This is a genomic window from Paenibacillus sp. 01T47, from assembly GCF_056398245.1.
Map to the genome: position 1 here is coordinate 895,857 of NZ_JBFTPA010000001.1, position 16,010 is coordinate 911,866.

The window sequence follows — 16,010 nt, forward strand, 5'->3', positions numbered from 1 at the left end:
ACATCCTTTTTTTTCTGAAAAACCCCATGAGGAAGACGGAGTGTGAGTTCATTGGCAGCAACTGTTTTGGGAAAATGCGTTTCGGATCACACACTGAATGTTTAATAAAGTAAGACCCTGCTGCAACAAATATTGGTTATGCATATAGTCAGGGTGAGAGTTAAGAGAGAAGGAGATTAGAACATGGGCAAATGGAAAACATCACGGGTTTGGCGCAGTATTGGTTTGCTATTGCTCATGCTTTGCTGCATGACGTTAATCGTATCTGCTTCTAATCCAAATACCCCTGAAGGTTTTTTAATTATCGCACATCGCGGGGCTTCTGGTGATGCTCCTGAGAATACGATGGCCGCCTTCGAGCAAGCGGAGCGTCTAGGTACTGATTTTATCGAATTTGATGTACAGCTGAGCAAAGACGGTGAACTAGTAGTCATTCACGATGATACGGTGGATAGAACGACGCAGTATACAGGCGCTGTGGACGATTATACATTAAATGAACTTGAAAATATGGATGCCAAAAATGATAAAAAAACAGACGATACGGATGAGAAGATCGTTTCATTCGAAGAAGTTATGCACCGTTTTGCTGGAAAGCTAGGCATGCTTATCGAGATTAAAGAATCAAAGCTTTATCCTGGCGTGGAAGAGAAGGTGGCTGAGGTCGTACGTCGTTATGAGCTTTTGCTCCAAGTTAATGGCTTAGAGGAGGGCCGAAATTTTACAGCGGTTGAACATGTGAAAAATAGCGTGGGTATCATTATTCAATCCTATAACTTTCAATCGACCCGTCTAATTCACTCCCTGCTGCCGGACATCCCAATTGCTGCGCTTATTCAGGAGGATCAGCATCCTCTGTCAGAGAAGACGCTGGATGAACTTGTTTCTTTCGCGGATTACATTCATTACAATCATGAATTGCTTGACGAGAAGATTGTAGAGCAAATTCATCATCGCAACCGGAAGGTCATGGCGTGGACGATACAGTCAGAGCAAGATATGATACGGATGAAAAAGCTTGGAGTGGATGGGGTTATTACCGATTTTCCGGGGTAAGGAGTATACGAGAAACTCTACTCCATCCTATACAAAATTATTCAATCAAATACAAATGTTGCCATAATGTGAGGTTTGATGAATAATAGGGGGAGAAGGGGGGATGGTCATGAAAATGGCTTTTACTGTCGATGTAGAGGATTGGTTTTGCAGTCCGAACCTGTCTCTTTCCGAATGGGCTGACTGCGAATTAAGGCTTGAGCAGCCTGTTCATCAAATATTGGACCTTCTCGACGAATATGAGGCGACGGGCACTTTTTTTGTCCTAGGCTGGATCGCTGAGAAAAGGCCTGATTTGGTGAAAGAAATATATCGAAGAGGTCATGAAATTGCATCACACGGCTATTCACATCGTCTCGTTTATGATCAATCAACACTAGAATTTAAAGCGGATATTAGGCTGTCAAAAGATATTTTAGAGCATTTGATCGGTTCAAAGGTGAGTGGGTATCGTGCCCCCTGTTTTTCTATGACAGATTGGGGACTTGATATTTTAATAGAAGAAGGATTTTCTTACGATTCTAGTATTAGTCCGAATACACCAAATAACCTATATTCCAAGTTTAATTTGTCCTCGAAAGTTGCGCATTCTTTTAAAATAAAAGATCATCTATGGGAAGTGCCTTTGCCTGCTTTTCGCTTAGGCGGCGTTAATATTCCATGGGGCGGAGGAGGGTATTTTCGAATTTATCCTTATCGTTTTTTTTATAGCGGAGCACGAAAAATTATAGGCGATAAAGATTATTTCGTTTATTATATCCATCCCTATGATTTAGACTACGATCAACCGCAAATTTTTAACACCTCTTGGTCAAATGGCATTCGAAGATACTACGGATTAAGGGATACATACGCAAAAATAAAACAATTATTGTCGGATTTCAACTGTATGTCCATAAGTAAATATGATCCTCAAATCGGGGGGATACATTAGCGTGACCACGAAAACGGAGATTATGTCTAACCGGCGTTTATTGGATGGTGTCGCTTATTTATTTTGCAGAGAAATGGGGATTAGAAGGGTAAAGATACAGAAACCATCGGCAGAAGAAGTGAATACACTCCTTATGAACGGCATTGTATCCGAAGATCTTAAGCTTGTGGAAAAATCATTTGGTTACGCTTGTTATGAATATTACAGGCAGCTTTATGATCCCGATTCCTTTGACCACCTTCTTATCGCAGAGGCCAAAAATCGAAAGAAAATGCTGGACTTATGCTGTGGGGGAGGGGCTACCGTATTCTCTTTACTTCAGAACGAGCCAGATATTATATATGGAATCGATTCGGACGCGCACCAGATCGGCCTTCTAGAAGCACTGCTCCATAGAAGTGAAGCTTCTAACAAAGTAGTCACAACAGTAGCAGATGCGCACCATATACCGCTTGCAAACCATTCAGTTGATTTTGTCGTTTGTAGAGTAGCGCTGCAATATCTTCATGTGGAGCAGGTGCTGCAGGAGGTTTTTCGTGTATTGTCCCCGCGAGGAAGGGTGTTTTTTCTCGTACATGGTTCGGGATATATTTTGGATTATTTATTTGCGCGAAGAGCTATATTGAATAAAAAAAGTTTGAAATTTGCAATACATAAGTTTTTTCATTTAAGCAGTAAGGCTAAGGAGTTTAACCGCGCGCAAGCGAATTTTTTGACCGCAAAGGATTTGAAAGAGAAGCTGGCTGCTGCAGGATTTCGAGACATGAAGGTGCACACCCATAAAGAATGGATGAAAATGGGGGTGTTTCCGGTTTATTTTGCGGTAACGGCTGAGAACTAAATATAGTCTGCTCAAAGACAACAGTAACCCAAGGTAAGTAGACTTGGGTTATTGCTGCTTGACTATGTACTTTGTTTGCCACTCTCGTGTCAAAGCACATATTAAATACTGCGTACGCTGTCTCTAATCATAAGTTCTGTACCCAGCATGACATGGTGAATGATTTCTTTACCTTCGAGCATTTCAATAAGAATTTGCGCCGCTTGGGAGCCTAACTCGTATTTATGCTGGTGAACGGTAGTAAGCGCGGGTGTGCAATAAGCCGTCAAATCAATGTTGTCGAAGCCGATGATCGATATATCATCAGGTACCTTTTTCCCCATATCCTTAACGCCCTGCAAAGCCCCGAGAGCCATTAAGTCGCTTGAGCAAAATATAGCAGTCACTTCAGGACGGCTGGACAATAGTTGGCGTGCGGCCTCTCTTCCGCCATGCTCGGAAAATGAACCATTCAGCACAAGTGTTTCATCAAAGGGAACACTGCTGCTTTGCAGTGCTTGACGGTAGCCCTCTAGCCTAAGCAGGCTTACAGCTGCTTGCTCATGGCCGTTTATCATGGCGATATGGCGATGTCCCGATTCGAGCAGATGGTTGGTTGCCGCAAGAGCACCCGTTGTATTATCCGAAGTAACGTATCCAACGTTAGGACCTTGGAGAGTGATATCAATAAGGACGCATGGAATATCAGACGATACGATTTCCTCCAAATAAGGATCGTCTAATCGAATACCCATGATGATAACCCCGTCTACGCCTCGTTCCTGGCATAATGTTTTATATGATTTTACCTTTTGTTTCTGAGGTGTTGTACTGAATAGGACAAGGTCATAATCGAGTTCGCCTGAACGGTCATTTATTCCGCAAAGGACTTCGAAAGCGATATTGTCTTTGGAGCTGTCTCTTGTAACATTGGAGAGAAGGAGGCCAAGTGTCTTTGTTTTTTTCGATATGAGCGACCTTGCAGCCATATTAGGGCTATAACCGAGCTGGTCTGCTATAGTCTTAATTTTGAGCCGAGTGCCCTCGTTAACGTCGTCATAGCCGTTCAAGGCACGCGATACTGTAGTAACAGATACACTAGCAGCTTTAGCTATATCTTTAATCGTAACCATACAATACCTCCGAAATGTTGAAAACATGTAATGTATTATGATAAAAATTAAAAAATAAATTGACTCTTGTAAATGCTTTCATCATGATCTATAATTCGATTATAACTTATCCGAAACGTTTTGGAAAGTTAGATTGCTTCGTCGAAAATGAGTAAGCATATTTTTTTGCCTCTTTTCCGAAACGTTTCGGATAAACGAATGTTTGTTTGATTTAAGGGAATAAAAAAGCTATTACAAGAAGAAATGAGGGAAACACTTGGATTATCGAGTCATCAAAGAAAACGATCTATTCCTCATGACGGACCGGAATGGAGATATTCCGGAAGGTGATGTTTCAGGTCAGGGTCTTTACACAAAAGATACCCGGTTGATAAGCAGGATGGAAATCCGAATCAACGGTCAGAAGCCGATACTGCTGTCTTCAGCAGCGGATGAGAATTATATTTCTACGATTCGCCTTACCAATCCACATATGGAAGAGAAGGGCGAGCTTATCTTGTGGCGTGAGTCCGTAGAAATTGAACGTACACGCTTCATTTATGATGGAGCATTGTATGAGACGTTCAAGCTCACCAGCTATTATCCTAAAGCCATTAAATTTGATTTCTCCGTGTTATTGGATGCGGATTTTGCAGATATGTTTGTCGTTCGCGGCTTTCAGCACGGCGATTTGGGAAGAAAGACGGCAGAGAAAAGCGGCCAACGGGAAAGAGTAATTGGCTATCTTGGAGCTGACGATGTACGCCGTGAAACGAAGATTAAATGGGATACAAATGAAAGTCGCATAGGCGAGACAGGCGAGCTCCATTTCGATGTGGAACTGAACCATCGGGAAAGCCATGCAATCGCTTTCTATTTTGCGCCAATCATTGACGGCAATGAGCCGCAGCAGCACGATCCGGCGGAAGCGATGGTTAAGCTTAGACAATCGTATGCGGATTGGAATGGTTCATCCACATCCATCCAAACGGATGTACCGCTATTTAACAAGCTGCATCATCGCGGAGTGCAAGACTTAAGAGTTCTGCTTACGGATATCGGATATGGAGCATTCCCAGTGGCAGGCTTGCCTTGGTTCTCGGTGCCATTTGGCCGTGATAGTTTAATTACTGCGCTGCAGATGTTATCCTTAAACCCGCAAATTGCTAAGGGAACGCTGCTCACGATGGCCGCTTATCAAGGCCAGAATGAAGATGAGTGGCGCGATGAGCAGCCAGGTAAAGTGATGCATGAAATTCGGTATGGCGAACTAGCAAGCACAAATCAGGTTCCATTTACGCCGTATTACGGCACGATTGATGCGACGCCGCTATTCCTTCTATTAGCTGCCGAGTATTATCACTGGACCGGAGATGCTCAGTTTGTTAAAGAGCTAATGCCTCATCTTAATGCAGCACTCGCTTGGGTGAAGGAATATGGTGACTGCGACGATGATTCCTTTGTGGAGTACTATCAGAAATCTTCTAAAGGGATTGCCAATCAGGGGTGGAAAGATTCTGCGGATTCCGTTGTTCACCGCAACGGCGATTATGCAGAGGCTCCAATCGCGCTCGTCGAGGTTCAAGGTTATGTTTACCAAGCGCTTACAAGGCTTGCCCCTATATTCAAGAGCTTAGGCCATGAGGAACAAGCCGCTGGCATGGAGCAAGATGCAGAACAGCTTAGAGTTCGCTTTGAGCGCGACTTCTGGATGGAGGATGAGCAGTTTTACGCGATTGCGCTTGATAAGGATAAGAAGCGCGTAGATTCCGTCACTTCGAATTCAGGACATATTCTAATGTCGGGCATTGCTTCTCCTGAGCGTGCAAGCGCAGTTGCGAAAAGACTGGTTGCTCCTGACATGTTCGGTGGTTACGGCATTCGTACGATGAGTATGGAAGCAGCCGGCTACAACCCGATGAGCTACCATGACGGAAGCGTATGGCCGCATGACAACTCCGTTTGTTTGCTTGGTCTTAGCCATTTAGGCTTCCAAGAAGAAGCGATTACCGTCATGCAAGGACTATTGGATGCAGCAGCAAAGTTTGAGTATTACAGATTGCCTGAGCTGTTCTGCGGGTATGATGATTCGCTTGGTGCGCCAGTTCCTTACCCCGTTGCTTGTTCTCCGCAGGCATGGGCAGCAGGGACACCGCTCACATTTGTGCAAGCGTTGCTTGGGCTTCAGCCTAACGCTCTAACGAAGCAGATTACAATTAAGCCATCTTTGCTTCAAGGGATGAACGAGCTTCTGGTAGAGCAAATGCAAATTGGTAGCGGCGCTCTAAGCCTGCGCGTCACTCGCGGTATCAATGGCCCAGAGGTGGAAATACTGTCTAATCTGACAGGATATGAGCTTCTCATTTCATAGGTTTCACGCTTTATGCTTTATATACAAAGTTCATATTACTAAGGAGGTTGTATGTAAGATGAAGAAAACAGGGGTTTTAATTTTATCTTTAATGCTGGTAGTTGTTCTTATGTTAACGGCTTGTGGCAAGGGCAATGAAGGCAACAAAAACACAGGTAATACAGCAACGAACGGCGGTACAGAACAAGAGGCGACAAAAGAGCCAGCCGCTGAGAAGGTAACCGTTACACTTGCAGGTTGGGGAGCAAGTCCAGAAGAGCAGGATTTGCTAAACCAAACGTTGAAGGAATTTGAAGCAAAATATCCAAATGTAAAGGTTAATTATGAAGTAATTGCCGATCAATACATGGATGTTATCAAAACAAGACTTATTGGCGGTGAAGGCCCAGACGTCTTCTACCTGGATGCATTCGAAGCACCTGCACTCATTGAGCGTAATGTTCTAGAGCCGCTTGATAGCTATGTGACACCAGAATTTGATGTTGCAGACTTTGAACAGCCGATGGTTGACGCTTTCAAACAAGATGGCGTTTCCTACGGTTTCCCTAAAGATTTCTCTACGCTTGCAATGTTCTACAACAAAAAAGACTTTGCAGAAGCAGGAATTACTGCTCCCCCAACAACTTGGGATGAGCTGAAAGAAGCAGCAGTTAAGCTTACTAAAAAAGAAGGCGACAAAACGGTTCGCTTCGGCTTTGGTGTTGCGCCTGAGCTTGCACGTCAAATGTTCATGATTCAAGCATTCGGCGGTAAAGTTGCAGATGAGAATGGCAATGCTGCATTCGCGGCTCCAGATGCTCTTAAAGGTTTGCAGCTTGTAACGGATATGCACAATGTAGACAAATCATCCGGCGAGCCAAAAGAAGTAGGTGCTGGCTGGGGTGGCGAAATGTTCGGTCAAGGCAAAGCTTCCATCGTATTCGAAGGAAACTGGGCAATTCCATTCTTGGAATCCAACTACAAGGATCTAGATTACGGCACAGCTGAGCTTCCAACTGTAAATGGCAAACAAGGCACTATGGCTTTCACTGTTGCTTATGTAATGAACAAGGAATCGAAGAAAAAAGAAGCAGCTTGGCAGTTGATCTCCTTCTTGACTGGTAAAGAAGGAATGAAAACGTGGACGAGCAAAGGTTTCGCGCTTCCAACTCGTAAATCGGTATCACAAGAGCTTGGCTACGATAAAGATGAGCTTCGCAGTGCAATTGTAGCAGGCGCTTCTTATGCAACGCCTTGGCAAGCAGGCTCCACACTTCCTACAATCATGAGCAACTTCAACAACCAATTCGTTGATACATTTATGGGTAATTCGAAGCTTGAAGATGCAATGAAGAAAGCAGAAACGGTTGCGAATAAGGAAATCGCAGCAGCGAAGTAAGCGAGGTGAAGGAGGGAGAGCGAAAGACGCTCCCTCCTTCAATCTCTGATTTTGATATGAAAGGAGAAGGTGCAGCATGAGCCATGTCTCTTCATGGAGAAGAAAGCTGAAAAATAACGTAACCGGCTATCTGTTCTTGCTTCCAACCATTCTAGTTCTTGGTACTTTTTTGTTCTTGCCTGTATTCTATTCCCTTTATTTATCGGGACATAAGGTCAATCTGCTTGGCGAAGTAAGTTACAAATGGGTAGGATTTAAAAACTTCACGCGTATGGCAGGCGATGAAAGAGCCTGGATAGCGCTTAAGAACACGGCATCCTTTGCTTTGTTTGTTGTGCCGCTGCAAACGGTGTTTGCTATTTTACTAGCTGTTATTTTGAATGCCAAGCTCAAATTCAAAAACTTCTTCCGTATCGTATTTTTTATGCCGACCATCACTTCGTCGGCGGTACTATCACTTATTTTTATGTGGATTTACAATTCAAACGGTCTTTTGAACCGAGTGCTTGAATTTATCGGTTTGCATGGATACAACTGGCTTGGAGATCCTGCGGTCGCCATGAAGGCGATCATGCTTATGAATATATGGTCTACCGCTCCATTCTTTATGGTTGTTTTCTTGGCTGCATTACAAGACATTCCTGATGCGCTGTACGAGTCAGCTATGCTTGACGGAGCAGGAGGCTGGAGGAGATTTATTTCCATCACGCTGCCGCTAATTAAGCCTGCGACCTTCTTTACGGTCGTTATGGGTATTATCGGTACCTTCCAACTCTTCGACCAATCTTATATTTTCTCAGCAGGTTCAGGCGGACCGAATAACTCGACCTTGACCGTAGCTCTGCTTATTTATCAATATGCTTTCAAAAATCTCGACTTCGGCTATGCCTCTGCGCTCGCTGTCATGCTGGCTGCTGTCATTATGATCGTGACGCTGATACAGCGTAAGCTATTTGCCGAAGAAAAGCTGAACTAGGAGGGCGACTAGATGGTATTTCAACAATCCAAATGGGGAAAGGCGATTCTTTATTTCCTGTTATTCTCATACGGCTGCATCACTGTTGCTCCCTTTCTATGGGCGCTTTCCTCTTCGTTTAAGCCGCTCAGTGAGATTGTTTCCGGGGGCATCAACTTTATTCCGAAAGAATTCACCTTGCAGAACTATTATGATATTTTCGTGAAAGAGCCGCTTTTCCTCAGGTGGATGTACAACAGTGCCTTGATTGCAGTTGTTGCGACGGTTTGCAATACGCTGTTCAACTCAATGGCGGGTTATGCACTTGCACGTATTGAATTTGCCGGCAACAAAATCATGTTCATCCTTATCTTAGCGGTGCAGATGATTCCAGGCCAACTGACGATCGTACCCGCTTACTTAATTATGAAGCAGCTCGATTTGTTGAACACGTATGCCGCACTGACTTTGCCGATGATGGCGAATGCGACGTTTATCTTTATGATGCGGCAATTTTTCCTCAGCTTCCCGAAAGAGCTTGAGGAGGCAGCCGAGATGGACGGGCTTAATCGGTTCGGCGTGTTTTTCCGCATTGCACTGCCGCTTGCGATACCTGCATTAGCAGCTCAAACGATCTTCGTTTTCATGGGTGCATGGAACGAGTTCCTGAAGCCGCTCATGTTCATGTCCGACAAGTCGATGTTTACGCTGACGCTCGGTCTGAATACGTTCAAAGGGCAGTACATTAGCCACTGGAACTACATTATGGCTGCATCGATGGTATTTACGCTTCCAGCGCTGCTGATTTATGCGTTCTTCAATCGATTCTTTATTAAAGGAATTACGTTTACCGGCGGTAAATAATATAGTAACGAAACGGGGCTGTCCTGAGGTCATTTAGACCTCTTGGGACAGCCTCGTTTTTAATTGATTCACATATGCATAATGAGACATAGTGTGCTTAGTGGGCAGGTCGTGAGCGATAAAAAGGCTATTTTTTAGCCCTATTTTTGTGATGAAGGCTGATTGGGCGAAAATAAGACTAGATTGTAGCTCTATTTATGTCTGAAACGGATACTATGGGGAAATTGGCAGATTTTGAGCGGTAATAAGCCTATTTTCTAGCCCTATTTTTGTGATGAGGGCTGATTGGACGAAAATAGGACTAGAATGTAGATCTAAATTTGTTTGAATCGAGTATAGAGGGCAGAAGAGACTAAGTGTTTACGCGCATTCCCGAAATGATAATGTATGCTGTGCAGGGCAAGCCAGCTCGTCATTATGGATGTCTAAAGTCGAATTTATCGTGAGGAACATCAAGACTGTGACCATTAATGATGACGGTATCGTTATCGCTCCAAGTGATGACCGCTAGATCCTCAGGGGCGCTCCAATAAATGTTTTTGGTTTTATGATTGCGTTTATTGAATACCAATTCACCGCGAATCGATAAAGGAGTAGTCGCTCCTCCATTTGTAAGGTACGCTTTTAAACTGTAAGTCCCATCAGGGGAAGCTGCCTCTATAAGAAATTTTCCCTTCGGCAGTCTGCCCATGTCATAGAAGAGCCAATAAACACCAGCACCAATAGTTAAGGCGAAGAATGTGCAGATAGAAATGAATATGATGAGCAGCTTTTTTAAAATTTTCTTTTTCTCGCTCGCCGCTTGAACATCAATATCTTCATCGAACAACGGTATCATCTCCTGGAAAATTTGGATAACATTAGAATATCACAAGTTACACTCCGGAGAAACGAAATGCGAATCATTACAATAATTTAGATATAAACGATGCTATGCCGAATAAAACAAAAAAGCAGCCCAATCGGGCTGCTTTTAGTTTTATTAATCGGAGCTGGGAAGCAGCAAGAGCTTATTCCTTAACCGCACCAATGACAATCCCTTTTACAAAGTAACGCTGCAAGAAAGGATAAACCAATAGAATCGGTAATGCGCCGATAAAGATTTGCGATGCGCTAATGGTTCTTTGCGACATATTGGCAACCATTTGTGGATCAAGTTTAGTCATATCCTTTTGAACGATAATCGTTTGCATGAAGCTTGCAAGAGGCAGCTTCTCGGCATCTTTCATATAGATGATACCGTCGAAATAGGAATTCCAATGTCCGACCATAATAAACAAGGAAACCGTTGCAATCGCAGGCAAGGAGATCGGCAAATAAATCATGAAGAAAGTGCGCAGCTGGCCGGCTCCATCAATAAAAGCAGCTTCTTCCAGATCCTTAGGAACAGTACGGAAGAAGTTTAGCAAAAGAATAACGTTATAAACGCCGACTGTACCTGGTAGGATAAGCGCCCATAAAGTATTCATTAGTCCGAGCTTAAGGATGAGGAGGTAGCTTGGAATAAGTCCGCCTGCAAATAGCATCGTAACGACAAAATACCAAAGATAAACGTTGCGAGCACGGAAGATATGAGAATCTTTGGACAGCGCATAAGCAGCAAGTGTACTAACTAGCATAGCAAGCGCCGTACCAAGGATGGTCCGCTGTGTCGACACCCACAAGGAAGTTAGGAAATTGCTATTGTTGAACGTCTTGGCATAGGCTTCTAATGTGAAACCGATCGGCCAAAAAGTGACCAATCCCGCGTTGGCGGGAGCGGACGCACTCATGGAAACCATGAGAAGGTGATATAGCGGCAGCAAGCATAATATGGAAAGAAGAATCAAAAACACGTTGTTAAATATGCTGAAAATACGGTATGGCAGTGTTTTATGGTGCATACGTTGTCACCCTTTCTAGAAGATTCGGTAACCGGCAAATTTATAAGCAAGACGATAAGAAATTACGATTAGAATCAAGCTGATCCCTGATTTAAACAGGCTAACTGCTGTTGCAAAGCTGAATTGACCGCTGAGTAGACCTTCACGATAGACAAAGGTGTCAATAATATCACCCTGCTGATAAATCAAAGGACTGTACAAGTTGAACACTTGGTCGAAGTTTGCATTTAGTACGTTACCAAGCGCCAAGGTTGCAACTACAATCGCAATTGGAATGAGAGATGGAATCGTAATATGCGTCGTTTGCTTGATACGGCCTGCACCGTCAACTTCAGCAGCTTCATAAAGTGCTGGATTAATACCGGCAAGCGCTGCAAGGAAGATAATCGTATTGAATCCAAATTCCTTCCACACATCACTAAAAATAATGGTGAAGCGGAACCAGGCGCCATCGCCCAAAAAGAAAATCGGCTTAATGCCGAATACATTGCTAATAAATTGATTAATAATTCCTGTCTGTGCGAGCATATCGATCAAAATTCCGGATAGCGTGACCCAGGAAAGGAAATGCGGCAGATAGACGAGCGTTTGGATTGATCTTTTGAGCCCCATGTTCCTGACTTCATTCAGAAGCAAAGCAAAAATGAACGGAATGATTAAGTTCAGCACGATTTTGGAGCAAGCAAAAAATAGGGTGTTCCACGTAATTTGCAAGAAATAATCATTTTGAAACATGTATTCAAAATGCTTCAAGCCTACCCATGGAGAGCCCATCATTCCAAGTGAAGCTTTATAGTCTTGAAATGCCATCATAATACCTGTCATCGGTATATAGGAGAAGATGAAAACCGAAAGTACCGCCGGCAGCACCATGAAATGCAGCATCCAAGGTTGTTTATATTTGTGTTTTGTTTTTGCTCGTGGTGTGGTCTCCAAAGTCACTTGCTTTTCTGTGTTTGCTTCCATAGCTATCCCCCGTTCCATAAAATTGGTTTGTGTATAATAAGAAACCCTGCTATATATAGTAACAAGCATTTCTCTTACTGGACTATAGGATAATGTTAGGATTGATATGGTTTTGTTAGGGGATATCGTCTGGAGGAATGAATGATGGAGATTAGTAACGGTCTTGCTTTTGTCAAAAGAAAGATGGGTGCTCGGTTTAGTCTGTTTTCTAAAATGAATGGGTTGATCTTAATTTTGTTCATCCCCATTGTGATCATGTATACGTATTCAAACGACGTGGCCTTTAACGTTGTCAGCAAGGAGCTTAAGCTATCGAACACGAGACAGTTGTCCTTTTTGTCCAGTCAAATTGACTCGCGGATTAATCAGATGGTCGATTTCTCCAATACATTCTCGAAAGATCCGAATGTGCAGAGATTTAATGGGCTTAAAATATGGGAAGATCGTTATGACCGCATGCAGACTAGGTTTATCGTTCAAGAGAAGATGGCACTGCAATCAGGCGTCATTAACATATGGCCAGTCAGATACACCGTATACTCGCAACAAAACAAAGAGTTGATATCAAATTACAACAATCCTGCTGAGTACGATGAGGAATTTTTAAAGCGAAACATGAGCGGGAAATGGACCTATGGCAATGGCGAAGCTAAGGCCGATAATGAGCCCAGTTACTTTCATTGGTTTTATACCGAATCATATGGCCAGCAAGGTAAACTGAATGGAAGCAATCTGGTCATTGAAGCGAGCTTCAGTTATGAAAATATCCAAAACATGCTGGACACCTATAAATCAGGCGGACAGGGTGATCCGATTTTTTATCATAAAGGTGACGCTCCGATTACGAACCGCAGTGCGGATCAACAGCTTTCAGGAGAGTTGGTTTCCTACTTGGACGAGCAGTCGCTGGAAGACACAACACAGCAGGTAGTGAAGCTGCATGGTGAGAACTATTTGGTGAGCTCGGTTAAATCCACTTATTTGGGCTGGCATTTGGTTGACGTTGTTCCGCTCGATCAAATATTGAAGCCGATATCGATCACTCGCAATTTGTTTTATGTTTCGATGATTTTGTTATTTGTTGTGGGCATATCTGCTTCCATCCTGCTTTACCGTAATGTGCAGCGGCCGATCAGGCAATTGATTAAAGGTTTGCAAAGCGTACAGCGGGGGGATTTCTCGTTTCGGATCAGCTCAAGCGTAAATAATGAATTTTCATTTTTATTTTACCGTTTTAACGATATGTCACGACAAATCCAAGATTTAATTGAAAATGTACTGAATGAAAAAATTCGGTCAAGGGAAGCGACATTGAAGCAATTACAGGCTCAAATTAATCCGCATTTTCTATATAACTGTTTGGGCTATATAATTAATATGGCACAGATGAAAGAACAGGAAGCGGTTGTGTCGATGGCATACAATTTAAGCGCCTATTATCGCTATACGACTCGAACGGAGAGACAAACCGCCGCGCTGGATGAAGAAATTAAATTACTCATTAATTATTTGGACATTCAGAAGCTGCGCAACGGCAGAATTGATTATACAATAGATATCCCAGCAGAAATGCTGAAGCAGCGCATACCGCCGCTTATGCTTCAGCCTATCGTAGAAAATGCGGTCATTCATGGTATAGGGAAATCCTATACATCTGGAGAAATTCGAATTACCGGCGAGATGTCAGACGGGTTATGCAAAATATATATCGATGACGATGGCCCGGAGCTTGAGCCAAGTGTGCTTGAAGCGTTGAATACAAAAATGAGTGAGCCATTGAAAGAGGAAATGGGCTGCGGACTTTGGAATACGAATCAGCGTATCATTCATCAATTTGGCGATAAATCTTATTTATGCTTCAAAAAATCGCCATTAGGAGGATTTCGGACAGAAATCGTATGGGAAACAGCATCTGGAGAAGAACAGAGACCTTATCCTACTTTACAAGGAGATACACAACATGCAGATGATAATCGTAGATGATGAAGCACACTGGGTAGAGAATTTATCGATGCACAAGCCTTGGCATACTCTTGGTATTGAGCAGGTTCATAAAGCTTACTCTGCACATGAGGCGCTTCAAATTATAGAAACGAATCCCATTGATATTGTCATATCCGATATTTTAATGCCCGAAATGACGGGGCTTGAACTCATAGAGAAAATACGGGAACGCGATAAAAGAATGAAATGTATTATTTTATCAGGACATTCGGATTTTGAATTTGCCAAAAAAGCGGTCCAAAATCAAACGGTAGATTATTTGCTAAAGCCGCCAACGGATAACGAACTGTTCAGCGCGGTTAAGACTGCGATTGACCAATTGCAAGCGGAATGGGAAGCGGTCAGCTCGCAGGAGCGGACAGAGTACACGCTGAGGGAGAATCTGCCGCTGCTGCGCGGTCAGTTGCTGATTGATGCGTTAAAAGGCTACCGAATGTCTGCGGATGAATGGACTCGAAAGCTTGAAAGCTATGGCTTGCCGTTCAGTTATGGAGATTGCACACTGCTGCTTGTACGTATGGAAGAGGAATTTGGGCAATATACAAGTAACGGTCAACAGCTGATGGAATATGCCATTATCAATATGGCGGAAGAGATCTTCAGTGAATTTTCTGAAGTATGGGGAGTAAAGGAGGAGCATGGTTATTTAGTGTTTTTGCTTCAACTGAAGGATAAGGGTTCAATCCCTGGAAAAGAGAAGATTTTGGAGAAGCTTGCGATTCAGCTTCAGCATAAAGTAAAACAATTTTTGAAAGGCTCCTTATCCATCGTACTATCAGAATCTTTCAAGTTTCCTGAACAGCTTCAGGATAATTATCGCAAATCGTTTGCTTACTTTAGGCAAATCGTAGGGGACGAGCGAGAATTTGTTATGCGGGTTGGCGATATGGAGCCAAGCGTATCGCATGGTCCGTTGGACGCTCTTTATATGCCGCCGTCTCTGATTAGCTTATTAGAGGCAGGGCGCTGGGAGGCTGCGGAGGATAAGCTGGTAAGCGTTTGCGCGGAGCTCGACGAGAGATGGTCCGACTCATGGGAGCATTGCATGGAGGCTGGATTTTTGATCGCCTCCTCGTTCACACAGCTGGCACATCGGAACGGGCATACGCTGGTCAAGCTGCTAGGGGCAGATATGGAGCCTTTGCAAAGCGGAGAAGCTTTTACATCGATCAGCAAGCTGCGCAAATGGTCGCTTAACGTGCTTTCGAAGCTGAAGGACGGCACCTCAAGTGAAATTAAAGATATACGTTCTTCTTATGTGAAGAAGATTCAAAATTTCGCGGAGGAGCATCTTCACGAAGACGTTTCTTTGCGAGCGCTCGCTGACCATGTGAATTTGCATCCTACCCATCTGTCCAAAATATATAAGATTGAGACGGGTGAAGGCATAAGTGATTATATATCACGTCTGCGCATGGAACGAGCCTGCCATAAGCTGAAAACGACTAGCAAAAAGATTTATGAAATTAGCATGGAAATCGGCTATTTGGACCCGGCTTATTTTATCAAAGTGTTCAAACGCCAGTATGGTGTAACACCGCAGGAATATAGGGACGGCAATCAATAGCCTAACAGAGTCCTATGGAAACTAACAATGTCCTATAGATACCCCCCCGTACAAATTGTTAAAGTTACTCATGTAAGGATCTTACACCGTAGGGGGAAAA

Annotated in this window: 13 protein-coding genes; 9 read left to right on the forward strand and 4 right to left on the reverse strand. The window is 43.4% G+C overall.

The window, feature by feature from the left end; genetic code table 11:
• Window positions 1–183 precede the first annotated feature (183 nt).
• The 3 genes from AC1DOV_RS03795 (at window position 184) to AC1DOV_RS03805 (ending at window position 2,831) form a co-directional block, all read left to right on the forward strand.
• On the forward strand, window positions 184–1,056 hold the full coding sequence (locus AC1DOV_RS03795) for a glycerophosphodiester phosphodiesterase (protein WP_441884173.1): 873 nt from the start codon (window positions 184–186) through the stop codon (window positions 1,054–1,056).
• A 109-nt stretch (window positions 1,057–1,165) separates the two neighbouring features.
• On the forward strand, window positions 1,166–1,990 hold the full coding sequence (locus tag AC1DOV_RS03800; RefSeq protein WP_477549199.1) for a polysaccharide deacetylase family protein: 825 nt from the start codon (window positions 1,166–1,168) through the stop codon (window positions 1,988–1,990).
• 1 nt (window position 1,991) lies between these two features.
• Window positions 1,992–2,831, forward strand: coding sequence for a class I SAM-dependent methyltransferase (locus tag AC1DOV_RS03805; protein WP_441884179.1), 840 nt, complete (start codon window positions 1,992–1,994; stop codon window positions 2,829–2,831).
• 101 nt (window positions 2,832–2,932) lie between these two features.
• On the opposite strand, the gene AC1DOV_RS03810 is transcribed toward AC1DOV_RS03805, so the two are convergent.
• Complete coding sequence (locus AC1DOV_RS03810; RefSeq protein WP_477510490.1) at window positions 2,933–3,943, reverse strand: LacI family DNA-binding transcriptional regulator; 1,011 nt, start codon at window positions 3,941–3,943, stop codon at window positions 2,933–2,935.
• Window positions 3,944–4,199: 256 nt separating this feature from the next.
• Here AC1DOV_RS03810 and AC1DOV_RS03815 point away from each other — a divergent pair, with 256 nt between their 5' ends.
• The 4 genes from AC1DOV_RS03815 (at window position 4,200) to AC1DOV_RS03830 (ending at window position 9,490) form a co-directional block, all read left to right on the forward strand.
• Window positions 4,200–6,293 (forward strand): amylo-alpha-1,6-glucosidase, encoded by a 2,094-nt coding sequence (locus AC1DOV_RS03815; protein WP_477549200.1) that lies wholly within the window; start codon window positions 4,200–4,202, stop codon window positions 6,291–6,293.
• A gap of 58 nt (window positions 6,294–6,351) precedes the next feature.
• Window positions 6,352–7,671 (forward strand): ABC transporter substrate-binding protein, encoded by a 1,320-nt coding sequence (locus tag AC1DOV_RS03820; RefSeq protein WP_477549201.1) that lies wholly within the window; start codon window positions 6,352–6,354, stop codon window positions 7,669–7,671.
• 76 nt (window positions 7,672–7,747) lie between these two features.
• Window positions 7,748–8,647 (forward strand): carbohydrate ABC transporter permease, encoded by a 900-nt coding sequence (locus tag AC1DOV_RS03825; RefSeq protein ID WP_076271480.1) that lies wholly within the window; start codon window positions 7,748–7,750, stop codon window positions 8,645–8,647.
• Window positions 8,648–8,659: 12 nt separating this feature from the next.
• Window positions 8,660–9,490 carry a carbohydrate ABC transporter permease gene (locus AC1DOV_RS03830; protein WP_076271479.1) on the forward strand — a complete coding sequence of 277 codons (831 nt, stop codon included), beginning with the start codon at window positions 8,660–8,662 and terminating at the stop codon, window positions 9,488–9,490.
• Between the two features lie 415 nt (window positions 9,491–9,905).
• On the opposite strand, the gene AC1DOV_RS03835 is transcribed toward AC1DOV_RS03830, so the two are convergent.
• The 3 genes from AC1DOV_RS03835 to AC1DOV_RS03845 form a co-directional block, all read right to left on the reverse strand.
• Window positions 9,906–10,319, reverse strand: coding sequence for a DUF5412 domain-containing protein (locus AC1DOV_RS03835; RefSeq protein ID WP_477549202.1), 414 nt, complete (start codon window positions 10,317–10,319; stop codon window positions 9,906–9,908).
• Between the two features lie 181 nt (window positions 10,320–10,500).
• The gene (locus AC1DOV_RS03840; RefSeq protein WP_339207057.1) at window positions 10,501–11,373 is read right to left on the reverse strand and encodes a carbohydrate ABC transporter permease; all 873 of its coding nucleotides are present in this window, start codon (window positions 11,371–11,373) and stop codon (window positions 10,501–10,503) included.
• Between the two features lie 15 nt (window positions 11,374–11,388).
• Window positions 11,389–12,339, reverse strand: a complete 951-nt coding sequence (locus AC1DOV_RS03845) for an ABC transporter permease (RefSeq protein WP_339207058.1) — start codon at window positions 12,337–12,339, stop codon at window positions 11,389–11,391.
• A gap of 141 nt (window positions 12,340–12,480) precedes the next feature.
• Here AC1DOV_RS03845 and AC1DOV_RS03850 point away from each other — a divergent pair, with 141 nt between their 5' ends.
• Entirely contained in the window at window positions 12,481–14,322 is a 1,842-nt protein-coding gene (locus AC1DOV_RS03850; RefSeq protein ID WP_477510494.1) for a cache domain-containing sensor histidine kinase, read from the forward strand.
• On the forward strand, window positions 14,300–15,910 hold the full coding sequence (locus AC1DOV_RS03855; protein ID WP_477510495.1) for a response regulator transcription factor: 1,611 nt from the start codon (window positions 14,300–14,302) through the stop codon (window positions 15,908–15,910). Before AC1DOV_RS03850 ends, AC1DOV_RS03855 begins: the two co-directional genes overlap by 23 nt.
• Window positions 15,911–16,010: the final 100 nt, after the last annotated feature.

Coding starts and splice junctions, on each gene's coding strand:
- AC1DOV_RS03795 (WP_441884173.1), top strand. CDS start 184: ATGGGCAAATGGAAAACATCACGGGTTTGGCGCAGTATTGGTTTGCTA.
- AC1DOV_RS03800 (WP_477549199.1), top strand. CDS start 1,166: ATGAAAATGGCTTTTACTGTCGATGTAGAGGATTGGTTTTGCAGTCCG.
- AC1DOV_RS03810 (WP_477510490.1), bottom strand. CDS start 3,943: ATGGTTACGATTAAAGATATAGCTAAAGCTGCTAGTGTATCTGTTACT.
- AC1DOV_RS03820 (WP_477549201.1), top strand. CDS start 6,352: ATGAAGAAAACAGGGGTTTTAATTTTATCTTTAATGCTGGTAGTTGTT.
- AC1DOV_RS03825 (WP_076271480.1), top strand. CDS start 7,748: ATGAGCCATGTCTCTTCATGGAGAAGAAAGCTGAAAAATAACGTAACC.
- AC1DOV_RS03830 (WP_076271479.1), top strand. CDS start 8,660: ATGGTATTTCAACAATCCAAATGGGGAAAGGCGATTCTTTATTTCCTG.
- AC1DOV_RS03840 (WP_339207057.1), bottom strand. CDS start 11,373: ATGCACCATAAAACACTGCCATACCGTATTTTCAGCATATTTAACAAC.
- AC1DOV_RS03845 (WP_339207058.1), bottom strand. CDS start 12,339: ATGGAAGCAAACACAGAAAAGCAAGTGACTTTGGAGACCACACCACGA.
- AC1DOV_RS03850 (WP_477510494.1), top strand. CDS start 12,481: ATGATGGAGATTAGTAACGGTCTTGCTTTTGTCAAAAGAAAGATGGGT.
- AC1DOV_RS03855 (WP_477510495.1), top strand. CDS start 14,300: ATGCAGATGATAATCGTAGATGATGAAGCACACTGGGTAGAGAATTTA.